This window comes from Bradyrhizobium sp. UFLA05-125 (genome assembly GCF_059803515.1).
This window is the reverse complement of sequence record NZ_JBANBJ010000071.1, coordinates 1-20435: the sequence shown is the minus strand read 5'-3', so window position 1 is coordinate 20435 and position 20435 is coordinate 1. Positions and strand designations below refer to the sequence as shown.

20 protein-coding genes, 1 pseudogene and 1 riboswitch are annotated in these 20435 nt (G+C 60.4%); of the genes and pseudogenes, 12 read left to right on the top strand and 9 right to left on the bottom strand.

The window, feature by feature from the left end; genetic code table 11:
• The first annotated feature begins 23 nt into the window (after positions 1-23).
• The gene (locus SO156_RS36880) at positions 24-293 is read left to right on the top strand and encodes a hypothetical protein (RefSeq protein ID WP_498538208.1); all 270 of its coding nucleotides are present in this window, start codon (positions 24-26) and stop codon (positions 291-293) included.
• A gap of 543 nt (positions 294-836) precedes the next feature.
• Here SO156_RS36880 and SO156_RS36875 read toward each other — a convergent pair.
• Entirely contained in the window at positions 837-1190 is a 354-nt protein-coding gene (locus SO156_RS36875) for a hypothetical protein (RefSeq protein WP_498538207.1), read from the bottom strand.
• Positions 1191-1418: 228 nt separating this feature from the next.
• On the opposite strand from SO156_RS36875, the gene SO156_RS36870 reads away from it, so the two are divergent.
• From SO156_RS36870 to SO156_RS36825, 10 genes are all read left to right on the top strand, one after another.
• A complete protein-coding gene (locus tag SO156_RS36870) occupies positions 1419-1904 on the top strand; it encodes a cupin domain-containing protein (RefSeq protein ID WP_458145338.1) in 486 nt (161 codons plus the stop codon).
• Between the two features lie 861 nt (positions 1905-2765).
• A complete protein-coding gene (locus SO156_RS36865; RefSeq protein WP_458145337.1) occupies positions 2766-2987 on the top strand; it encodes a helix-turn-helix domain-containing protein in 222 nt (73 codons plus the stop codon).
• A 320-nt stretch (positions 2988-3307) separates the two neighbouring features.
• Complete coding sequence (locus SO156_RS36860) at positions 3308-4792, top strand: tyrosine-type recombinase/integrase (RefSeq protein ID WP_498538206.1); 1485 nt, start codon at positions 3308-3310, stop codon at positions 4790-4792.
• Positions 4793-4966: 174 nt separating this feature from the next.
• Positions 4967-5164, top strand: a complete 198-nt coding sequence (locus SO156_RS36855; protein WP_498538205.1) for a helix-turn-helix transcriptional regulator — start codon at positions 4967-4969, stop codon at positions 5162-5164.
• A gap of 260 nt (positions 5165-5424) precedes the next feature.
• Complete coding sequence (locus SO156_RS36850) at positions 5425-5778, top strand: hypothetical protein (protein WP_498538204.1); 354 nt, start codon at positions 5425-5427, stop codon at positions 5776-5778.
• 2 nt (positions 5779-5780) lie between these two features.
• Positions 5781-6767, top strand: coding sequence for a DUF7146 domain-containing protein (locus SO156_RS36845; protein WP_498538203.1), 987 nt, complete (start codon positions 5781-5783; stop codon positions 6765-6767).
• On the top strand, positions 6760-6930 hold the full coding sequence (locus SO156_RS36840) for a hypothetical protein (RefSeq protein WP_498538202.1): 171 nt from the start codon (positions 6760-6762) through the stop codon (positions 6928-6930). Before SO156_RS36845 ends, SO156_RS36840 begins: the two co-directional genes overlap by 8 nt.
• Entirely contained in the window at positions 6927-9107 is a 2181-nt protein-coding gene (locus SO156_RS36835; RefSeq protein ID WP_498538201.1) for a hypothetical protein, read from the top strand. The genes SO156_RS36840 and SO156_RS36835 overlap by 4 nt, the downstream gene beginning before the upstream one ends.
• Before the next feature lie 82 nt (positions 9108-9189).
• Positions 9190-9357, top strand: coding sequence for a hypothetical protein (locus SO156_RS36830; protein WP_498538200.1), 168 nt, complete (start codon positions 9190-9192; stop codon positions 9355-9357).
• Between the two features lie 766 nt (positions 9358-10123).
• On the top strand, positions 10124-10489 hold the full coding sequence (locus SO156_RS36825) for a DUF5681 domain-containing protein (RefSeq protein ID WP_498538199.1): 366 nt from the start codon (positions 10124-10126) through the stop codon (positions 10487-10489).
• 165 nt (positions 10490-10654) lie between these two features.
• On the opposite strand, the gene SO156_RS36820 is transcribed toward SO156_RS36825, so the two are convergent.
• The 6 genes from SO156_RS36820 to SO156_RS36795 form a co-directional block, all read right to left on the bottom strand.
• Positions 10655-11350, bottom strand: coding sequence for a recombinase family protein (locus SO156_RS36820; RefSeq protein ID WP_498538198.1), 696 nt, complete (start codon positions 11348-11350; stop codon positions 10655-10657).
• Positions 11351-12293: 943 nt separating this feature from the next.
• Positions 12294-12425, bottom strand: coding sequence for a hypothetical protein (locus SO156_RS36815; RefSeq protein WP_498538197.1), 132 nt, complete (start codon positions 12423-12425; stop codon positions 12294-12296).
• Positions 12426-12747: 322 nt separating this feature from the next.
• Positions 12748-13281: a hypothetical protein gene (locus SO156_RS36810; protein WP_498538196.1), complete on the bottom strand. Its 534-nt coding sequence runs from the start codon at positions 13279-13281 to the stop codon at positions 12748-12750.
• A 25-nt stretch (positions 13282-13306) separates the two neighbouring features.
• Entirely contained in the window at positions 13307-13867 is a 561-nt protein-coding gene (locus tag SO156_RS36805; RefSeq protein ID WP_498538195.1) for a hypothetical protein, read from the bottom strand.
• A 187-nt stretch (positions 13868-14054) separates the two neighbouring features.
• On the bottom strand, positions 14055-14882 hold the full coding sequence (locus SO156_RS36800; protein ID WP_498538194.1) for an ABC transporter substrate-binding protein: 828 nt from the start codon (positions 14880-14882) through the stop codon (positions 14055-14057).
• A gap of 498 nt (positions 14883-15380) precedes the next feature.
• A complete protein-coding gene (locus tag SO156_RS36795; RefSeq protein ID WP_498538193.1) occupies positions 15381-15953 on the bottom strand; it encodes a hypothetical protein in 573 nt (190 codons plus the stop codon).
• Positions 15954-15989: 36 nt separating this feature from the next.
• Positions 15990-16089: riboswitch (SAM-I-IV-variant riboswitch) on the bottom strand.
• Between the two features lie 873 nt (positions 16090-16962).
• Between SO156_RS36795 and SO156_RS36790 the strand changes: the two genes are divergently transcribed.
• On the top strand, positions 16963-17943 hold the full coding sequence (locus SO156_RS36790) for an ABC transporter substrate-binding protein (RefSeq protein ID WP_498538192.1): 981 nt from the start codon (positions 16963-16965) through the stop codon (positions 17941-17943).
• A gap of 537 nt (positions 17944-18480) precedes the next feature.
• Here the strand turns inward: SO156_RS36790 and SO156_RS36785 are convergent.
• Together SO156_RS36785 and SO156_RS36780 are read right to left on the bottom strand one after the other, a co-directional pair.
• On the bottom strand, positions 18481-19674 hold the full coding sequence (locus SO156_RS36785) for an FAD-dependent monooxygenase (RefSeq protein ID WP_498538191.1): 1194 nt from the start codon (positions 19672-19674) through the stop codon (positions 18481-18483).
• Between the two features lie 475 nt (positions 19675-20149).
• Positions 20150-20435 (bottom strand): annotated as a pseudogene (locus tag SO156_RS36780) (GMC oxidoreductase); the annotation flags it as partial.

Genomic DNA, 20435 nt, shown 5'->3' with positions numbered 1-20435 from the left:
CAAATGCGAAAAGGAGGAGCACCATGCATCAGCGAAACGGTCTTTCGACCAAATCAGTGACCGTTACGGGAATTGCCGCCAGCATCCTGTTGGGGATTGCGGGAGCCACTCTTACGCCGGCACCCGCCGAGGCGGTTATTTACTGCACGTATGTCGGCTATCCGGCAGGTTGTGTCGCTAGGGCCGGTGTCGTGCTTCGGCCTCGTCCGGTGGCGCGCGCTGCGGTCCGGGGTGCTACGGCGGGTCCAGGCAATTGGAATGGCGGCGTCAATCGCGTTGGAGTACGAAGATAAAGGATGTCCTGGTCACGAGCCTCGGTGCAGTCAACTCGTGACCTGCGGTAGTATTCATCCCCAATTCTGCTGCATGCGTTCCCATCCGGCTTGTGGCCCCAAGCGGCGGTTGGGGACGTCTGCTATTCCGGCGTTGTTAGCGGGACAAAGGTGTGCGGCTGAAAGCCGCGTCACCTGGCACCGCAAGTGTACGTAAGCGAACAGATGGGCGACCCCGCGTCGGCTAAGATGGGTTGTTTGGCTGGTCCAAGGCCAAGCACCTCCAAAGGCCCCGGCCCCACTCAGCCCCCTAATCGCCAGGGCCGGGGCCCCGTGAATGTCAGCTTTGATCAGCCGCACATCCGCACGGCATTATTTGATGCCGGCGCCGAACTCGTCGCCGCTAACCTTCGGTGTGTAGAAACGGAGTAGCGCCTTGATTCACGCGCAACACGTAGAAGCGCTGGTGGAGCGGCTCAGATGCTCGACGGCCGCAGGCCCCAGCCGAAGGGGGAAGGGCTAGGGCCATTGGCGCTCCGCGTGCTGCCTCCGGCTCTGCTTCTCCTAGCCGCCGGGCCGTTTTAAGCGGCGAGCGGCTCTTTGGTCTTTCTTCTCTGCGGGAGTATCCATCTCCAAAAACCATTGCAAAAAGCACGGAACAGCTTGCCCTTTTTCCGAGAGCCGCTGCAGATCAGCAGCGATGTCTCTAGTTACAACGCGCGACCATCCCTCGGTGGTGTTGAAACAGACGATCCGCAGCGGAGGGCTATACCGGCCCTCCAAGAGGTCGCAGATCAGTGTTTCGTAATTATCCTCATCGTCGTACCAGCCGCGCCCTGCCCAAGACCCGGAGGCGTCCAGCACGACGTAGGTATCGTGATCTAAATCTCGCGGCGTGATGGATGACGAGCGAGGCATGCAAAAAACTCCCGCTGCGGAAATGGAAGCGGTGACTGTTACACTGCACCGCGGGGCTGTGCAGAGGGACTGCCTTGCAATTCAGGGTTACTTCAGTCGGGTGTGCGGCAACGTGGCATCTCATAGTTGCCTGCGGAATGTACGTATGATGTGCAAAGCAATCCGCAGTTTTGTCTCCCTGAGATGCTTTTTAAGCGTGCAACCTTGTTCGATCTTTAGAGGTGACCAGTGACGCTCGCGCTTATTGAAACGGGCCGTTCCAACGTGGATCTCAAGCTGTCACCGATCGAGCCATCCTGGATCATTGAAAGCAATCCTGAAGCGCGCTCGACCGTGTTGTCGACCAGCGCATGTGGCACCGCCAAGACCATGATCTGGTCGTGCACCGAAGGCAAATTCGACTGGTACTACGATCTCGACGAGACCATCATGATCCTTGAAGGATCGGTCGTACTCGAGACCGAGGGCATGCCCCCGAAACGCTATGGCGTCGGCGACGTGATCTTTTTTCGCAAGGGTGCGCACGCAAAATGGCATGTCGAGGGCTATGTGAAGAAGATCGCCTTCTTGCGCTATACCACTCCGATCGGATTCGGGTTTGCAATCCGCGCCGTCAACAGGTTCAAGCGCATGTTCCCCGACGGGCGTCGCTCCGCGCGCTCGAACGACTCGATGCTTGGACGAAACCCGCAGGACGGCGTGATCTCCGCTTGAGGGTGCATCAACGTAATAGGGGGGAGTTTCCGCCACTCGTAGCCAACGCAGTCGCCCGCCCAAATCTTGGTGCCCTCCAATTTGCAACCCGTCGGACTTCGGCTTTAACGTGAGCTGCGGGCCTTTTAGCAGCTCTTGGTGGAGCAAACACGCTAGTGCATAAAGCAGTGCGGTAAGTCCGATACTGGGCTATTTTGCCCTTCGCCTTCGCGACAACCGGCGGATAACTGCCTAGATCGCGCCCGCCATCACACAGATTGCATAAGCAATCACAAATGAATCGCGCACGCGACATGATTGAGTTGACTCACAGGGCTTGCACCTCGTGGGCAGGCTTGCGCATGCAGGCATGAAAGCGCCAACGTCGGCACCCCGCAAATTGTCAATTCCTAGGGGGGGGGCAGAACGGCGGCGAGCTACTGCGCGTCGTGGGTGTTGAAGAGGCCCCAACTGAAACGGCCTTACTGTTGGCGTCTGCGCTCAGCCCGAGCATCGAAAAAGATGATCACGGCGAATGTGGCGCCTACAGCTAGGACGCCGATACAGACCGTAATCAACAACACCTCCACCATGGCCGGATCAGTATTTCTACCGACGTCGGGTGCGGGCAACTCACGAATGATGGCAAGACGAAACACAAAATCGACCGCGTGAAGCTGTCACGGGAGGCGGTCAGGTCGTCGCCGTGTACGCTTGGCGACCGGGGCATCTGTCGGCCACCCCCGCCGGTTCACGCTGGCGGCCTTACTTTGCGGATACGGCCTGAGCCGCGCGCGCCGACATGGGATCGTTGCCTGCGGATTGAAATTATCTGATCATTGCTCCCTCACGATGTGCAGCTCGTGCCCAGGTGCAACGGCCATGAACGAAACGCCGTTAAGTCCTCGCGAAAAGCAATTCTTGAGACGCTTGGCGGCCGGCAAGACCGACAAGGAAATCGCCGTTCAGCTCGGGGGCACAGTCAAGCAGGTTTCGGAGCAGCGTGCCCGTTTGCTGAATAAGCTACAGATCAGTTCTGAGGCGGACATCGCCGATGCAGCGAAGCGGCTGGCGGCGTTGACTACCTATAGGGGGCAAACCTAGTAGCCGGTGACCACGGCAGCCCAGTGCCAACAATTCACCGACGGGCTCTTAACGCGGGAGTCGCTGCCGGAGTCTGATCTGCGGCCATGGGGCGGGATCAGAAAGCAAGCGATCATGGCGAAAATGCTATTTGCGCTGCTTACCCCGCGCTTACCGGAGTAAAATATTGGCGCGAACAACGTCGCCGTCGGAACGAAAAATGTTCTTTGTTTTCAATGTGGTGAGCGCGCTGGGGCTCGAACCCAGGACCCCGTGATTAAAAGCTATGGCATGGCCATTTTCGCCGCATTTCATTGGTTTGCAAGTCGTTACATAATGATTTGAACTTATTGCCATTTCTACGCCGTGCTGATAGCAGAGCCTTTCATTGGGGCTCGTACTATTTCAGATTCTTGTGGCCCCGTAGTGGCCCCAGAATGCGCGCATCGAAACACCAGAAACGTCTCACCGATACTGCCATCAACAGCCTCAAGCCGCCTCCGAAGGGCATGCGAACCCGGCTCATGGACACCGTAGTAACCAACTTCGGCGTGGCCATCACCGATAAGGGTAACAAGAGCTACTTCCTGGTCGCGCGCTTTCCCGGCGGCTCGCCCCATGCGACACGTCGTGAGATCGCTGCGGTAGGAAACCTGTCATTGGCCGACGCACGCGAGAAGGCGAGGAAATGGAACGCGCTGATCGCCGCCGGCAAAGACCCCGTGAGAGAAGAAGAGCGCGAACGTGAGACGCAAATCGAAAAGGACGCTGTGACATTCGGCGCGATCGCCGAAAGGTTCATCGCGGACAAGTTGCCGGATGAGCGCAACGGACATGACGTGGAACTGGCGATCAGAAAGGACCTGCTGCCGGTCTGGAAATTGAAACCCATTCTCGACATCACCGACGCGGATGTCGAAACGGTGATCCGTGAGAAGGCGCGTTCGCGATGGGGGTCCGCGCGCCGCAAGGACGGCAAGGCATACAAGCGGAGGGTAGGGGGCAAAGTCGCCGCTCGGAACCTGTACGCTCTGATCGCGCGCATATTCAATTGGGCGATTGGACATGCGGAATATCGCAAGATCGGATTGAAGCTGTCGCCGTGCGTGACGATACAAAGGTCTGTACTGCTAGGCGAATCCTCAGCGCCTCGCGATCGGGCCTTGTCTGATGACGAGCTAACGGCCCTTTGGCGTGGAACCGACAAGCTACATTCCCCGTTCCGCGAGATATATCGCACCCTAACCCTAACAGGACTGCGCAAGCGCGAGGTGACCGGTGCGCTGCGCGATGAATTTGATTTCGAAGCTGGCACCTGGACGATACCGACATCCCGCATGAAGGGCCGCAACGCTGGACGGAAGGCGGCACGCGCGCATCTGGTGCCTCTCACGCCTGAGATCCAGCAATTGATCCTCCTGACCGTTCGGCAGCACGGCGGGACCTACATCTTTTCCACGACTGACGGCAAGCGGCCCGCCGATCTCGGCGCCAAGATCAAGGCAACGCTAGACGCTCTGATGCTGGAAGAGTTGCGCGCGATGGCAGTCGAGCGCGGGGAGAAGCCGCCGGAAGAATTGAAGCGCTGGACAAACCATGACATTCGACGAACCGTCCGCACGCATCTTGCGCAGATGAAGATCGAAGAGCGTGTTCGCGAAGCGGTGCTCGCGCATCGGCCGCCGGGGATCACCGGCACCTACAATGTCCACGAATATGAAGACGAGAAACGGGAAGCGTTGCGCATGTGGTCGAATCGCTTGCGGTCGATCGTCGAGCCGCCACCGCACAACTTCGTGGTGCTTCATCCCAGCGCGGCTTCCTGAATTGCACAACTTATTGCCGTGAAGCCACACATGCCGGACAAAGCGGTGAAGCTATCTGCAATGACTTGACGCAGCGCACGCCGTCCGCCATTTAGAGGCGCGCGATACCGCGATCAGCCACCCATGAAGGAGGATTCTTCCGTGAACATACGTAGATGAAACACGGAGAATCCTATGAAGCTGATCCCCTACGCGGCCCTTGCTGCGAAAGGTGTCGCCTATTCTAAAGTAACCTTGTGGCGTAAGGAACGGGCCGGGACATTCCCGAGGCGCGTGCCTGTAGGCGCATCGCGCTACGCCTACATCGAAGCCGAAATTGACAACTGGATCGCGCAGCGCATTGCTGATCGCGACACCGCGAGCGCCGCTTGATCAATGGCGCGCTCCACTATTGGCGACACGGCTGCCGCAAGCGGTAAGCCGGCGCCAAGGCGCGTTCGGCTGCCTGTCCCGCGGAAGCCTGCCGATTCGATTCCGACACCGAAATGTCCGCGCGCGATCGTTGTCGAACGCGAGTACGCGCTGTTCCAGATCGGCCTGTGCGACGACGCCCACGGGCGGTTTTCTGACCGCGCTTTCGCTCAGGCTGTAGCCGCGAAGGAGGCTCACCATCTGTCTCAGTGGGTGCGCCAATGAGTGGCGCCGTTATCATCGCCCAACTGATCGGCCACGATAGGGCGCAGGCCGGCGGCATCGTCGCCCGCAGTCGGTCGCCCATGTTCGCGTTGTGCCTGGCGTTGCTTGTGGCCGGCGCGAATCCGAACAGGAAGCTCGACTGCTTCAGGAGCTCCGTCTTGGCGCTCACCGTCAAGAACATCGGTATCGGCGCCAAGCTGACGATCAAGGAGAGCGACTGGGCCGGACCGAAGGTAGTGCTCTACGAGCCACTTTCCCGCGACCGGGTCGGGCGCCACGTTCGTCAAAACGGCGAGCCCGCACCACCACCCCTTTCTGACGGCTCGCTGGTTGAGAGGATGGCTGGCTGACAATGACTCTTGGTTTTGACTACTCGTCATCCGGGCCCCGTCTCGACGACCGGGCGCGCGAGGAGCTGCGCGGTATGGCCGAGCAGATCGTCCGGTCGTTTCTGGGCGAGGAGCCCAATCGCAGGCTCAGCACCAGCCGGGAACTGCGTTGGGGCCGCAAAGGCTCGTTTGCGCTGGTCGTCGAAGGCGACAAGCAGGGGCTTTGGAAGGACTACGAGAACGATGTCGGCGGCGACATCATCGAATTTATCAGGCAGCAGCGCGGCTGCTCGATCGGCGACGCCATCAACGAAGCACTGACATATTTGGGGCCCTCGTGGTCGAGCAGCACGGCGCCCAAGTCATCGCGTCCGGCCGAGCCCGAAGAGGACGACGCTGCTCGGATCAATCGGGCGTTGTGCATCTGGTCGGAAGTGCAGCCGGTGCGTGGGACGCTGGCAGAGCAGTATCTCGTCGGTCGCGGCATCCAAGTGCCCGACGAAGCGCTCGTCGTGCTCGGCTTTCATTGGCACTGCCCGTTCGGCGAACGGAGGGCACCGGCCTTGGTGGCGTTGGTTCAGGACATCATCACGGGCGAGCCGATCGCCATTCATCGCCGCGAGCTGACGCCGGATGCCGCCAAGGCCGGTCCGTGGATGGCGCTCGGCCCCAAGAGCGGCGGCGCGATCAGGCTCAGCCGTTCCGATGACGGCGACCTCGCGATCGGCGAGGGTGTCGAGACCTGCCTCGCTGGCATGCAGCTCGGCTTTGGGCCGACGTGGTCGGTGATCGATGCAGGCGGCATGACAGCGTTTCCGGTTCTCGATTACGTTGGCCGCCTCACCGTTATGGCAGATAACGACGTGAGCGAGACCGGCCAACGCGCCGCTGCGGCATGCCGCGATCGCTGGGCAGCTGCTGGCAAGTCTGTTCGCCGCGCGACGCCGGAAGAGCCCGGCCAGGACTTCAACGACGTGCTGCTCGCGGAGCTTGCCAAGCAGCATGCGTGAGCTTCGTGGCGTTATCATCGAGGAGATCGAGACCAGCGGCGCGGGGATGCCGGGCGCAATGCCGGTCGATGCCGCGCGTGATGTGTTGCGGGCTGCCGTCGAGCGGCTGATGCAGGAGGCGATCCGGTTTCACGAAGAGGCCGCTGAAGGGAAAACAAAGTGAACCTCATCAACAGCCCTTTGGAGCCCAATCACTCGGCCATTCGCATCACGACGGGTGCCGGAAAATCTGAGGCGACACGCACCGCTGCCGCCGACTACGTCCGCGAGGCGAAGAAACGGGGCATTCCACATCGCGTCGCCGTCTACGTGCCGACGCACAAGCTCGGCGAGGAGGCGCGCCAGCGGTTCCCCGCAGACATCAGTACCGCGCTGCTGCAATCGAGGAAAGCTAAGGATCTTGTGAGCGACGAGCCGCTTTGTCTGAATCTGGCCGCAGTGAAAGCCGCCGAGGAGATCGGCGCCGATGTGGAGAAGGCGGCCTGCCGCAAGGGTCGGCGCGGCGCCGATCCGATTCTGTGCCCGTTTTACGAGACATGCGGCTACCAGCAACAAAAACAGGCCGCGAGGCAGGCGGACATCGTGTTCGCCGCGCATCAGTATCTGTCCGGCCCCCCCGAGGTGCTGACCAAGGATGTCGGCGTCGTCGTCATCGACGAAGGCTTTTGGCAGTCCGCTCTGTGGGAGGCCAAGCTCGCGGTCGATGGACTGGATGCTGAACTGCAGGCGTTTCCGGTGCGGGATCACGGTAAAACCAAGAACTCTGACGATACTGGCCATCTCGCAGATCTGATTGAGAGGCTGAAATCGGCCGTCAAGGCATCGTCGGTAGGCGAATATCTTACCAAGGAAGCCCTGTTGGCCGCCGGCCTTTTGCCCCCCGACAAGTATGAAGGGGGCTCGGGCGCGACTGCCGCCAAGCTCGAATGGCGGCGCAAGGTCGATGTCGGTCTGTTGCCCGGCGCAGGCGAGGAGACTTGCAAAAGGCAAGCGGCGCAGTTTGGATTTCTCGGGCAACTGCCGAAGCGCGCCGCGATGTGGCAGGCGGTTGAGGAATTGTTGTCCGGTCCCAACGATGCGACGGGCCGCCTGCGCACGGAGATCAAGACCACCACGGACGGTTCGGTTCTCTACCTGAAACTGCACGGACGGCGCGAAATTCACGAAAAGATCGCCGGGCTGCCTGTCATCGCGCTCGACGCGACCATGAGCCTCGACATCGTCAAGCATTTGTTTCCGGCCATCAAGCTCGCTCTGGATCTGGAGGTTCAGGCGCCGCATGAGCGCGTCACCCAGGTCGTCGGCCTGCCGGTCGGCAAGGCTTCGTTGTCGCAGCGCGAGCCCGGCAGGCGCCGCCCGGAAGAAGAGCAGCGCGTCGCCAACAAGCGGGAGCGCCTGCTCAAGGTCGTGCGCAGGCTCGCAGCGGGGCGCCGCTGCGTGGTGATCACCAACAAGGAGCTGACCGCGATCTTCGATGGCGCCGGGCACAACATCGAGGTCGCGCACTTCAACGCCATCGAAGGCATCGATCGTTGGCGCGATGTCGACGTGCTGATCACGATCGGCCGGCCTCTTCCGGCGCCGAACGCCGTCGAGAACATGGCTGCCGAGTTGACCGGCAAGCCCGTGTCGTTGCCCGAGCACTCGCCGAGCCGCAAAGGCGGGCAACCGCAGAAGATGATCGCGCAAAACCGTGCCATTCGGCTCAAGAGCGGCGCCGCAGTCGCACTGCTGTGCCGGGTTTTTGAGCTGGCCGAGGCCGAGCTGATCCGGCAGGCGGTGACGGAGGCAGCGATCATCCAGGCCGTCGGCAGGGCCCGCGGCGTCAATCGTTCGGCAGCCAATCCCGTAGAGGTCTACATCGTGTTGCATGACACGACACTGCCGATTGCAGTCGATGAGGTGGTCCGGTTCGAGGATCTGGAGCCGAACAAGATCGACACCATGATCGAGCGCGGCTTGGTTCCGCAGTGGGGCGCCGATGCTGCCAAGCTCTATCCCGACCTGTGGCCGACCGCACAGGCGGCCCAGAAGGCATACCGCCGCGCGGGCCTCGACGTTAAACGCATTCATGCGAGGTGTCGGACGTCGCCTTCAGCAACTGACGGCGGCACGCAAGCGAGGTGTCGGACATGTCCTTATAAGAGGTTATTTATAAGACGGTGTACGACTCCTCACCTTCTGCTTCGCTACCACCCTAATGGGCGCGGGCAGAAGGCGCGCGCGGCGCTGGTCGATCAGGCGAGGCTTGCGGAAGCGCGTAAGCAGCTGGAGGAGGCGCTGGGGCCGCTTGCATCGTTCGAAGTGCTCACGGGCAAGTCCGGCGAGGACAAGCCATGAGCCGCTTTCCCACGCTTCCCGGCAGCCGCGTGCTTGAAACAGCAACGGCCGCCGATGACTTTTTTCGAAAGGATAGGACGACATGATGAATGATGACGAGCGCGAGCGCCGCTTGATTGAGTTTCTTGCCTTGGAGGCGCGCGGCCTCGTGGTGCGCCGTGAGCTGCCCGACGGCTCGGCGGAGCTGTATTTTCCACAGCCTGATCACCCCGACGTGGTGGCGTATCGCGCGGCGAAGACTTTGCATTGACGCAAGCCGCGCTGCGTAAGATCTCTCGTGACAGTAAGGAGGTTCTGAGATGCGGAAATATCCAACGGATGAACGGTTGCATGAAGAGGTAATGGAGGCTCTTCGGAGTCTCGCAGCTGAAGGACTCATCTACGATACTGGTCGCCGGAAATGGTCAGAACGAACACGGAGCTACCAGATTGTTTGGGCGGCTGTTCCGCCGAAGAATGAACAAAACTGAGCGATCGTGGGTGCCAAGTCCGTTGCCCGATCAACGGCGCGTACACCGTTGGTAGCGGACCCGCGCCCTAGAAGGGTAGGGCCGCGAAATCGAACCGGCGCCCGATAACTGGCGTCGATAACGGCAACGGCAACGGTTTCCGGCGCGCCTCTTGCCAGCGTGACGACTTGAATGTCGGCGCCAGCGGCGCAGATGCCCAGGCAGGCCGGGTGAACGGGCTGGCGCTGGCGAGCCGAGCTGGCTTGGCCAACGCCGGGACGCGGACAGGGATCGCTCATGTTGGAGCTGCCGGGACGCCATCACAGGCGCGATTGCAATCGCCGCTCCTCTTGCAGACGCGCGTCGGCGCCGTTCTCACGAGAGGTATGCTATACTTTCTGCGGCAAGTCGGCGCGAATGCTCCGACTATCATCGTCCGGGTCGAGTACAGCGATGGCTTGCTTCAAGGATGGGGGAAAATTGCTCGAGATCGGGCGCCCTCCGACCGCATGCACAGAGCCGACCGCGAAATCTTCTTTCTCTCCAATAGAGTAGGGTGTTGAAGCAATGGCGTTCAAAAAGGGCATCTCAGGCAATCCTGGCGGCAGGTCTGGCGAGAAGATCTTCACCGACGCGCTGCGCCTGGAGCTGAACCGCATCGATCCGAACGACAAGGAGAGACGCAAAAAGGTGAACAGACTCGCCGAAAAGCTTGTCGAGTGCGCGATCGAGGATAAGCAAAGCTGGGCGTTCCAACAGATCGCCGATCGCCTCGAAGGGAAGCCTACGCAAGTAGTCAACGCGACGGTCGACGACCACCGCACCGTTCAGGAATTTAGCGACGCCGAGCTGAGTGCGATCTTGCGCAGGCGTGTTGGCGCGGCGCTTGCTGAGAGCGACGAGGAGCGTCCCGAGGATGCCGCACTGAACTGAGCAGTCAGAGGATCAGACTCGACCGCGATTGCACACCGTCGGCAGCCATGTGGCGCCTTCGTCTGCCAGGGGGTTACCGAGTGAGCGGGGCCGATCGTGTCGATGGTGACCCCGCTCTGCTATAGCTGCGAGAGCTGCGAGATCATCTCCCGCGCGGCCGCCGCTTCACGCGGCCGCTTCGAAAGGGTCGAGGCGCTCCAGCACCCTCATCACCTGCGTTGCGGTCCACTCGCCTTCACCGCGCGCGGTCGGGATGCCCTGTGCGTTGAGTCCTTCTGCGATGGCGCGCAGGCTCGTTTTCCCGGCCGCCTGTAGCTCTTTCACGATGGGCGCCAGATCAGCAGCCCTCGCAGCTGTGCGCAGCCGTAGCGCTTCGGCAGAGGCCTTGTGAGAGCGCGCGTTCGGGATGACGCCGCGGTCGCCGCCGAGCTTGACGCCGCGCCGCTTCGCGGCGGCCAATGCGGCTTTGGTTCGCTCGGAGATGCGCAGCGCTTCATCCTCGGCCACCATGGCCATGATGCCTACTGTCAGCCGGTTCGCGTTCGGCATGTCGGCCGCAACGAAGTCGACGCCGGATTCTTTCAGGCCGAGCAGGAAGTGCGCGTTGCGAGACAATCGATCGAGCTTTGCGATCACAAGCCGCGCCCCGTGCAGGCGACACATGGCAAGAGCTTTCGCCAGTTCTGGCCGATCGGCGCGCTTGCCGCTCTCGACCTCGGTGAACTCGCCGACGATCTTCCAGTCGCCGCCATTGAGATACTCCGCAACCGCTTTCTTCTGCGCTTCCAGCCCTAGCCCGGACCGGCCCTGCCGGGCCGTGGAAACGCGGTAGTAGGCCACATGCTTGCCAGAAGATGCCATTGCCAGCTCCCCGTTACAATAAGACCAACGACCGTTGATCTATTCGTAACACCGTCGGAACAGGTGTCAATAGGCCGCAACAATGGCCCGAGATCGACGGACGATCAGTCAGCGAGTCACCATTAAAGCCGTGGGGCGAGCTGGACTTGGTACCCAAATGGCCTGGTCGAGGCCTGTCCGGTAGTTAGATAGCATGCCAAGCGGGGCGCTCGCCCTAGTGGGCTGACCTGTGGCTCGTGATGGGAAAGCAATATCAGGACATCGACGCGCTAACGCGCAGCGAGGAGGCAGCTCCCACCGGGGTGGGGTACAACCCCCCTGATGGCCCGCTTATGCAAGGAGCGGGGCCCCCATTGGGTCCGCCACGAATTTTGAGGCCTCTACACCGACTCGTGTAGAGCCTACTGAGGGGCCTGTGTGCAGACCGCCTGCGCAGACAGCCACATGACCGCTAGATGTGGAGGATGAGCGCAAGAAAAAGCCCGCCGCTGTGGCCGCCATGCACTGGCCAATAATCAAACGTAGTGAGAGCCTGCTGGGAGGGTTGGCGAGAGGAAGGAGTCGCCAATGGTGAGCGGCAGATCGAGATTGCGAGTCGCGGTGCGTGCGCTATTGAAGACTAGAGGGCGGATCAAGCGTCGTGTTCGTCGGCGGAGTTTGCCTGCGCATAGATAGCGCTACGACCTTGAGCTTGAGCCAGAGGGCGTCAAGTAAATGCAGGACTTCCCGTGCATTTACCGATGGGACCGACAAGACCGCAAGGGCCAGCCGTGCCGCGTTCTCGCGCGAGGAAACATGAACAGTTGCCTCGTTGAGTTTCCTGACGGCTACCGCATGGTGACTAGCCGCAATGCGATAGGCAAAGCCGCTGGTTCAGTTTCGGGGAGGGAAGCTGAGGGACCGGCGGGCATTACGCTTTGACCACGCCAAGGGGCCCTGAGGCTCAAATGCCCGTCGAATGCCTGATCTGGCCCATCATTTGTTGAGCCGCCCGCGTGTATCGACCGGCCGAGAGTTGCTGATCCAGCACGTACAGGGCGACTATTGCAATAAGGCCTGCAGCAATGAATTTCATGGCGGCCCCCGAGAAACGATTCCCGCAGGGAAGATGACGAAGAGTCCGGGGCGAAATTAGGACGCCGCTTGTGCAGGGAAGTCCTACTCAATGTCCGCTATGCCCCTGATAGCGGCGCGAAAGCGGACATCCCAAGAAGTCCGGGCTGGGCCAACTGCGGACTCATGCACTGCAGCGGATATTGCCGCTTCATTCGAGCACTGCGTCGGCATCCACGATGATTGTTTCAGGGATCGTGATCCCGAGGGCTTTCGCGGTCTTGAGGTTCACGACCAGCTCTCTCGCAGGGCGCTCGATGGGGACGGCGTTCCGTAGTCGACCGCTACTGGTCTCGTTCCAGCTTGGTCAGCAATATCTCCTCAAGATCCTCGGGTACGGCGAGGCGCCGGATCACTCTGGGCCAGAGCTCAATAGGCGGCGAGGCAAGCAGGTCCTCAGACAGCGTCACCACGTGAAGATCGTCGTTAAGATGCGTTCTAAGCCCGCAATGCTGTGCACGACATGCGACACGTGGATGGCATTCGCGATAACGGCAGATGCGACCAAGGTAATGCCCGGCGATATCAGCGAGGAAGATGTCGGCCCCGAGGTTAATGGTCTGAGCTAATCCCTTAAGGCGCCGGCCGGCATTTGCCAGCGGTGTCAAATCCATCGCCCGCTCAACCGTCACGAGAAGATCGACATCCTTTGGGATAGCCTTAGCGGTGGCCAGAGAACCCAAAAGAGCAATGCGCCGTACACCCGGACAGAGACGCGCAGCCCGCACAAAGGAATGAGCCCCAAGAAGTAACGGCCGGCGCGGCTCGGCAATCGAGGGCGAAGGACCGCGAGGTCGATGCCGCCGCATTTTGCTCATGCGGCATCCTGTACGGAAGGATACATCATAGGCCTTGATGTTCGTCGAAGCCGGCTTCGTGCCAAATGCTGTCTAATTCATCACCTATTCCCGAGCCGACCAGCCTTGCGCGTGACCTAAAGGTTCCGAGGCGTTTGGCGCAGGCGTACCGCTCGGTTAACGGCAGATCCAGGACACGTTTCACGGCCTGGTCATACATGCGGATCAGCGCAACAAAGTAACGCTCATCTTCAAAGGCGCAGGACTCAAGGAAGCTCAAAGCCTCCTCGCAATAGAAGATCGACAATTCGGCCAGCCCAGCCGGCTCTCCAATCGCCTTCTTGTAATCCGCGATTGCCTTCTTGGCCTTTGATATCGATACAGCGTGGCTTCTCATCAAGTCAGGGCAAATCCAGCGCGAGATAATCGCCTTGTAAGGACCAAGCTGATCGGAGCCCAGGCCTAAACGGGTATGCAGGAATGCCTTGTTGACCTTGTCCGCAGCATAGAGGTCCTGGACCAACCCCAGGAGGCCAGCGCGGTCGAACGATTGGAGTGCCGCCTTGACGGCCTTCCAGCTTGGCAACGTGCTTTTCTCGTCGGCCACGACCCACAAAATCCTTCAACGACCGTTTTTGGTGCATCAGACTACCAAATGCGAACTGGCTTTGGCCAAGGCGACCAATGCGCCTTCGTCCGATGTCCGCTTGGCCCCAAAAGTGATTGATTGTTGCGCGCGCCGAAATGACGCGACGGGCCAACAACAGACTCATGCACCGCAATATTTTACATCTCTATTCGACCAATTCATCGGCAAGCGCGAGCAGCTTCGGCGGCACCGCGAGGCCGAGCTGCTTGGCCGTTTTCAGATTGATCACTAGCTCAAATTTTGTCGGCTGCTCGACCGGAATATCGCCTGGCTTTGCGCCGCGCAGGATTTTATCCACATAGTCTGCCGCGCGTCGAAACCGTTCCGTATAACTTGGTCCATAGGACAGCAGCGCGCCGGCCTTTACAAAATCGCTGGTGCTAAAAACTGTCGGCAGTTCCGCGGCAAGTGCAGATGTCACGATAGCGGTTCGGTTGGCAACCATAAGCTGATCGACCGCAACATAAACTGCGTTCGCTCTGGTCTTTAACCCCTGAAGTGCCGAAGGGATATCCTCCGCTCTCTGGATCACAAGTGGAATGACCTCAAGGCCAAGCATGCGCGCAGCGGCCTGGGTTTCGCCCATTTCGAGGACCGGCTGGACGTTGCCAATGTTGAACATGATTGCCAGCCGGCGCAAGTGAGGAACAAGCTCACGCGCGAGTTCGATTCGTTTGCCGACCAGTTCGTTGGCCTGGATCGATAGTCCAGTGACATTGCCACCGGGGTGCGCCAGGCTTGCAACCAGGCCGCTACCGACCGGGTCGATCCCCACTGCGAAAACAATGGGAATGACCGCTGTTGCCTCCCTAACCACGGGAACAGCGCTGCCGACCGTGACAACTACATCGACCTTGAGACGGGCAAACTCCGCTGCAATCTCGGCATAGCGCTCGGTACGGCCCTGCGACCAGCGATACTCGATTAGGATGTTACTACCCTCGATCCAACCAAGTTCACGCAGGCGCGCCACAAAGGCAGATGTCCATGGACCAAAGGCTAAAGCGTCCGCACCCAAGAACCCTATAGTAGGGAGCTTGCTGACTTGCTGCGCCCTCGTTATCGCGGGCCACGCAGCCGCTCCGCCGATGAGACCTATGACCTCCCGCCGCCGCATGTTAGCCCCTCGCTCAGCAGGCAGGATCATGCGCCTCAGACGAGCGATTTGATAGGGCGGAAAACGAGCTTTCGCCGCTGCAAAATGAAGTGCGCGCTGATGTCTGGGTTGGGTCAAAACCGGTAAACCTCAACCCGAGCAGATGTTTTCCGTTTTGCCCCCAAGAGCGGACACAACGGCTTCCGTCGGCAAGGCGCTGGGCATCGGCACTGGCACGGTGCAGCGCGTAATAATGGGAGCAGCCGCGCCCTTTCGGCGTCGACGCGCTAAGGCGGCGGACTGCTTCTCAGTGAAACAGAACGGCCGCCGGTGAGGTTTCCGGAGGGCCAGGGCTCGTTTGACCAATGTGCACCTCTAGGTACCCTCCACAATCTTAATCGGCATGCCGAGGTCGATGAGCCGCGCCTGTAGGAGCGACAGCGACAACATATCCTTCGCGTTGACATAATGCGTGCTGTCGCCTGGGTGGGATCCGATGTTGAAATCTAGAAGCGGTCCACGCTCGGAGCCGCGGTTAGGGCCGAGGTCGATTTTTTGGAGCAGGTGATAAGCCCTAGCGAGCGGACCACCTTCGATGTCGAACCAGTCCTCCCAGTAGCGCACACTCATGGGCCTGTCGAAGTCAACCGGCTCAATCAAGTGCGAGGAACAGATTTTCTCGATCTCACTGTCGGTCCGGTGCGGGATGCTCTCGCTGACAAAGAATTTTCTCCACGTCGGCGGGGGTGGTGCAACGCTCCACGGGCCGAGCGTAAGCTGGTAGCCCTCGTCTGGAATTTCATGCCAATACATGGTCTCGACCACCTGTGACGGCGACGAGAGCAGGGGCTGATTATTCCGGTGAATGAAGGAGCGCGCGTCCTTCACAAACGCCGTCGTCAGCAGCGCACCGGCACCGATCAGAAATCCACGTCGTGATTGCAGCATAAAAAATCCTCCGAAATGGCACACGCATCTGGAGGACTGGCGACCTACTGTTGCCCTTGCGGGCCACATCGTCGTGCCACCGTTGCCGGTCTAAGGCTGGTTGGCGGGGCCGTCAGGCCCTCTCAGGATGCAGACTTATAGATAGCCCGTTTGCAAGCCATGTCAAATTCCACCCGCGTGAGACGCTCCAGGATGGGCCAGATCGAATCCGAAAAGAGAAGAGGCCTGCGGGTCGTGCCTTTCATCATGCCGCGCGATGGCTTGCTTCGCCAATCTGTGGCCTTCGTCGTCACCAGCATCTAGCACTTTTGGTAATTTCTCCGACGAGTGGCGGGAGGCCAAGCCGCTATATTTGGCTAAACCACCGTTTAGAATCTGTACGATCCGCGTTTTCGGAATCGCAGCGATTCATTTCTGCCGTGTGAGTGCGATGGTGAGGTATCTCCGGCGCTCGCGCTTCCCTGAGCAGATATACTGGAAGCGCTCGAAGACCCACTGAGCCGCTGGAGCGCGCGTTGCGGGACATCAGCGCAGACGTATCGATGGATGTCCAGACCGTCACACGCTGCGCCTAATGGCTCTTGCTGCCCTCGCGGTGGACGCTATCGCTGAAGGGGGGAGGCCCCGGGGCGGTCAGCCGGGATTGAAGCGAGCAGGGTAGCGGTACCGGTTACTGACACATGTTTTCACGCCAGTGAAGCGTGTAGGCCATAGCGCCCCAATCGCGAGGCCTTATCTCGATGGCAACAAGTTGCAGACTGATTGAACAGTCCTGCTGGAGGCCTAAGGAGGCGCTGACACAGAACGCCGTGAACTTCCGCTTCGGGCCGCATAGCGGACGATACCCTGACTTGCCGCTGGCTGAACCAGTTGCGAATGACCCAACCCGGTAATCGACCTGATGATCGTCTGAGGCCGATTGTGGGCCATTTCTCCCTCGCCGCTCGTTCGTATCCTGTTATGATCTAGCCTTCCGCAAGGCGTGGCCCAAAGGCTTGGGGACTGCTTGATGAGACGGCGCGATTTCATCACGCTTCTCTGCGGCGTTGCTGCAGCTTGGCCGCTCGCCACGCACGAGCAGCAGCCGACGAAGCTGCCGACCATCGGAATTCTGGGCTCGGGAACGCCTGAGGTCCAGGGTCAATGGTGGGCCGCCTTTGTTGAGCGGCTGCGCGTACTGGGTTGGATCGAGGGTCGAAACGTCGCGATCGCGTACCGCTGGGCAGAAGGCCGCAGCGAGCGCTACACCGAGATTGCGGCTGAGTTTGTCCGGCTCGACGTCGAGATCATTGTCACCGAGGGCACGACCGCCATCGCCGCCGCCAAGCGGGCGACGTCCGACATCCCGATCGTGTTCGCGGCGGCAGGGGACCCGCTAGGCACGGGTCTGGTTGCTAGTCTGGCGCGACCTGGCGGCAATGTCACGGGCCTGTCGATTCAGCAGACCGATGTTGCCGCTAAGCGACTCGAACTCTTGCGAGAGGTTGTCCCCGGCCTCCGACGGCTTGCGATCTTGGCCAACATCGGGAATGCCGGCGCTCTTCTGGATATGGACGAGGTCGAGGCAACGACCCGCACGCTAGGCCTTGAGGCCACCAAGCTCCAAATCCGGCGTGCAGAGGATATTGTGCCCGGCTTTGACGGGATCAAGGGCCGCACGGACGCACTTTATGTCGTCCTTGATCCGCTGATAAACACTAACCGGACTCGCATCAACAGCCTAGCGCTGGGCGCGCGACTGCCAACGATACACAGTCACGAAGGGCTAGTCGAAGCGGGCGGTCTAATGTCCTATGGACCAAACTTCGTGGAACTGCACCGACGCGCCGCCGAACTTGTCGACAAGATTCTGCACGGGGCGAAGCCGGGTGACATCCCGGTCGAGCAACCGACAAAATTCGAACTGGCTATCAACTTGAAGACCGCGAAGGCGCTCGGCCTCAGCGTGCCTCCGACGCTGCTGGCCCGCGCCGATGAGGTGATCGAATAGTCCGCCGCGACATCTCTTGTTGGCCCATCACGTCATTTCGCGGCGATGCGTTATCGGGGCATAGCGGACATTGATTAGGAGGCACCGTCTACCTGCAACTGCAACTGCGGATTTTATTGCAGTAGCGGCTACGGCACCTCGCATTGGAGTACTTGAACAGACCCGCTGGACGTCGAAGCGGCGGTGCTTAAAAGACAGATTGCGCTAGCGGGCGATCCGGTAGCCATGCGGATGGGCGCGCCGATATCGGCCCGACTACCCATCACGCACGGCGCAACAGTAAGCACACGCTCCGCCTAACGTCGTGGGAGGGGGAGGACCCGCGGGATTAGTCGGGATTAAAGCGACCAAGGTACCGGCACCGGTAACTGAGGGCTGGCTCGAGCATCCGGCGGACAAAGCCCTACCGAGCGCTGCGTGCGACTTGCTGGGGTGTAGGCAGTGAGACCGTTCGAGGCCCACGTCTGTTTTGCCCCACAGCGGCGCGAGAGCAGACATTTCGGGACTGCCACTTTGGGCCAATTTCGGAAGTTGCTGCTAGATCGATCCGGCGTCCTTTGCCAGCACAAGTGCGTCTTTCGCGGCTTGCTCCGCATCGTGCCTGCGGATCTGTCCGTTCTCCGACATCCACCTGACCATGAAGCGGTTTCGTTCCGCCGCATCCTCATACTCGGCACGAAAAAACCTGCCGGTATCACGAGCCAAAGCCTGTATTTGGCTGGTCCGTTCACGCCTCGCTCTTTCGTAGGCCTTCAACCGCTGTGAGACGTCGTGTTGCTTGGCGCCTTCCAGAAAGACGGCAAGCGTGAAGCCGTCTTCGATAGCTTGCGCGGCGCCTTGGCCAAGATGCGGCACCATCGCGTGGGCGGCGTCACCCAACAGCGTCATCCGACCGACGGACCAATATGGCAGGGGCGCCCGATCGTAAATGCCCCAACGAAATGTCGTGTCGAGAGCGTAGATTGTTTCCTGTACGGGATCGTCCCACCCAGCATATTCGGCGCGCAGCGCATTCAGGTCGCCCGGGGCCGTCCACGATTCCTCGGAATCCAGATTGGTGGGAACAAAAGCGACCATGTTCATCAAACGGCCTCTCGCCACCGGATAGCAGAGAAAACTGCGGCCGCTCCCCATCCACCTCGACATTCGACCATCGATGTCCTTCGCCCACGAAAGCCTTTCGGTCGGAATCAGGCCTCTGTAGGCCATGATGCCTTCGCTCGACGGATGGGTTTGCAATCCGATCTCGCGTTGCAAAGCAGAGTGGATACCATCGGCTCCAATCACGACATCCGGATTTACGATCGCTCCGTTCGAAAAGGTCAAGCGCACGCGACCATTTGTTTCGGTGGCCCCGGACAGGCGATGACCTAGTTGGAGCGTGCCTTCCGGCAGGGCGTCGGCGAGCAGTTTCAGAAAGTCCGCGCGATGAACATTGTAGCTCGGGACACCTGTTGAGGGGGGCGCCGACGTACTGATTAGCTTCCCAGCCGATGTCCGGATCACTTGGCCGGTTATCGGGCAACCTATTTTCTCGATCTCAGCCCCAAGGCCAATTCGCTGGAGCAGAAGCGTGGCGTTCGGAAAGATTGAAACCCCAGCCCCAATCTCGCGCAGCTCGCCAGCCTGTTCAAAGACCGTTACCATCAATCCGCGCGCTCGCAGCGCGATCGCCGCCGTCAAGCCGCCGATCCCGCCGCCGACGACGGCGATTTGAAGTTTCTCAGACACCAGCTGCTCCTCCCTAAGTCACCTAGACCTCCGCGATATACATGGAGCATTGGGTGATCTCCAACGGCCATGTCTCTTGTGGGGCAAAATGCGAGTAACTCAGTGCGAGCAATACTGGTCCGCAATATCCCCCGTGCCCGGATCTCGACGAGGTGCGCGATCACTTCGCTGATGGGCCAACAGGTACCGGCGGGCCCGCGGTGGACAGCTGTCGCTGAAGGGGGTGGGCTCCCCCGGGGGCACTCAGTCGGGATTGAAGCGACCAAGGTACCGGTACCGGTTACTGTGGCATGTCTTCTACATCATTTTTCGCGAGGCACTTGAGTACGAGGGCGTGTACTCACTAAGCGGCTTGGCCGACTGATGTCAGCTCAACCCCCAACAGCGGCGGAAGAGCGGACATTGCCCGAGGTCGCAGAAGGGCCAAATCCGGACTCATGCATCGGGGCAAATTGCATCCCACTCGATCAGTTCATCAGCGCGGCGCCTTCTCGCCAATAATGATGGTCGGAGCATTGGTGTTGCCGCCGACCAGCGTCGGCATGACCGAGGCATCGACGATCCGAAGCCCCTGCAATCCGCGCACGCACAGCTTGGGGTCCACTACGGCCGCGTCGTGGACACCCATCTTGCAGGTGCCCACAGGGTGGATGTGGTTCATCAGCGCCTCGTCAGAGGTGATCGCCGGCGGCGAAGAGATCCTTGTCGCGGTATTTCGCCAATGCCGGCGCCTGCATGATCCGCCGCACGAGCTTGATGCC

Bases quoted from the DNA above. Each gene is read 5' to 3' on its own strand.
- SO156_RS36880 (WP_498538208.1), top strand. From the start codon at position 24: ATGCATCAGCGAAACGGTCTTTCGACCAAATCAGTGACCGTTACGGGA.
- SO156_RS36875 (WP_498538207.1), bottom strand. From the start codon at position 1,190: ATGCCTCGCTCGTCATCCATCACGCCGCGAGATTTAGATCACGATACC.
- SO156_RS36865 (WP_458145337.1), top strand. From the start codon at position 2,766: ATGAACGAAACGCCGTTAAGTCCTCGCGAAAAGCAATTCTTGAGACGC.
- SO156_RS36855 (WP_498538205.1), top strand. From the start codon at position 4,967: ATGAAGCTGATCCCCTACGCGGCCCTTGCTGCGAAAGGTGTCGCCTAT.
- SO156_RS36850 (WP_498538204.1), top strand. From the start codon at position 5,425: ATGAGTGGCGCCGTTATCATCGCCCAACTGATCGGCCACGATAGGGCG.
- SO156_RS36845 (WP_498538203.1), top strand. From the start codon at position 5,781: ATGACTCTTGGTTTTGACTACTCGTCATCCGGGCCCCGTCTCGACGAC.
- SO156_RS36840 (WP_498538202.1), top strand. From the start codon at position 6,760: ATGCGTGAGCTTCGTGGCGTTATCATCGAGGAGATCGAGACCAGCGGC.
- SO156_RS36830 (WP_498538200.1), top strand. From the start codon at position 9,190: ATGATGAATGATGACGAGCGCGAGCGCCGCTTGATTGAGTTTCTTGCC.
- SO156_RS36825 (WP_498538199.1), top strand. From the start codon at position 10,124: ATGGCGTTCAAAAAGGGCATCTCAGGCAATCCTGGCGGCAGGTCTGGC.
- SO156_RS36820 (WP_498538198.1), bottom strand. From the start codon at position 11,350: ATGGCATCTTCTGGCAAGCATGTGGCCTACTACCGCGTTTCCACGGCC.
- SO156_RS36815 (WP_498538197.1), bottom strand. From the start codon at position 12,425: ATGAAATTCATTGCTGCAGGCCTTATTGCAATAGTCGCCCTGTACGTG.
- SO156_RS36810 (WP_498538196.1), bottom strand. From the start codon at position 13,281: ATGAGCAAAATGCGGCGGCATCGACCTCGCGGTCCTTCGCCCTCGATT.
- SO156_RS36795 (WP_498538193.1), bottom strand. From the start codon at position 15,953: ATGCTGCAATCACGACGTGGATTTCTGATCGGTGCCGGTGCGCTGCTG.
- SO156_RS36790 (WP_498538192.1), top strand. From the start codon at position 16,963: ATGAGACGGCGCGATTTCATCACGCTTCTCTGCGGCGTTGCTGCAGCT.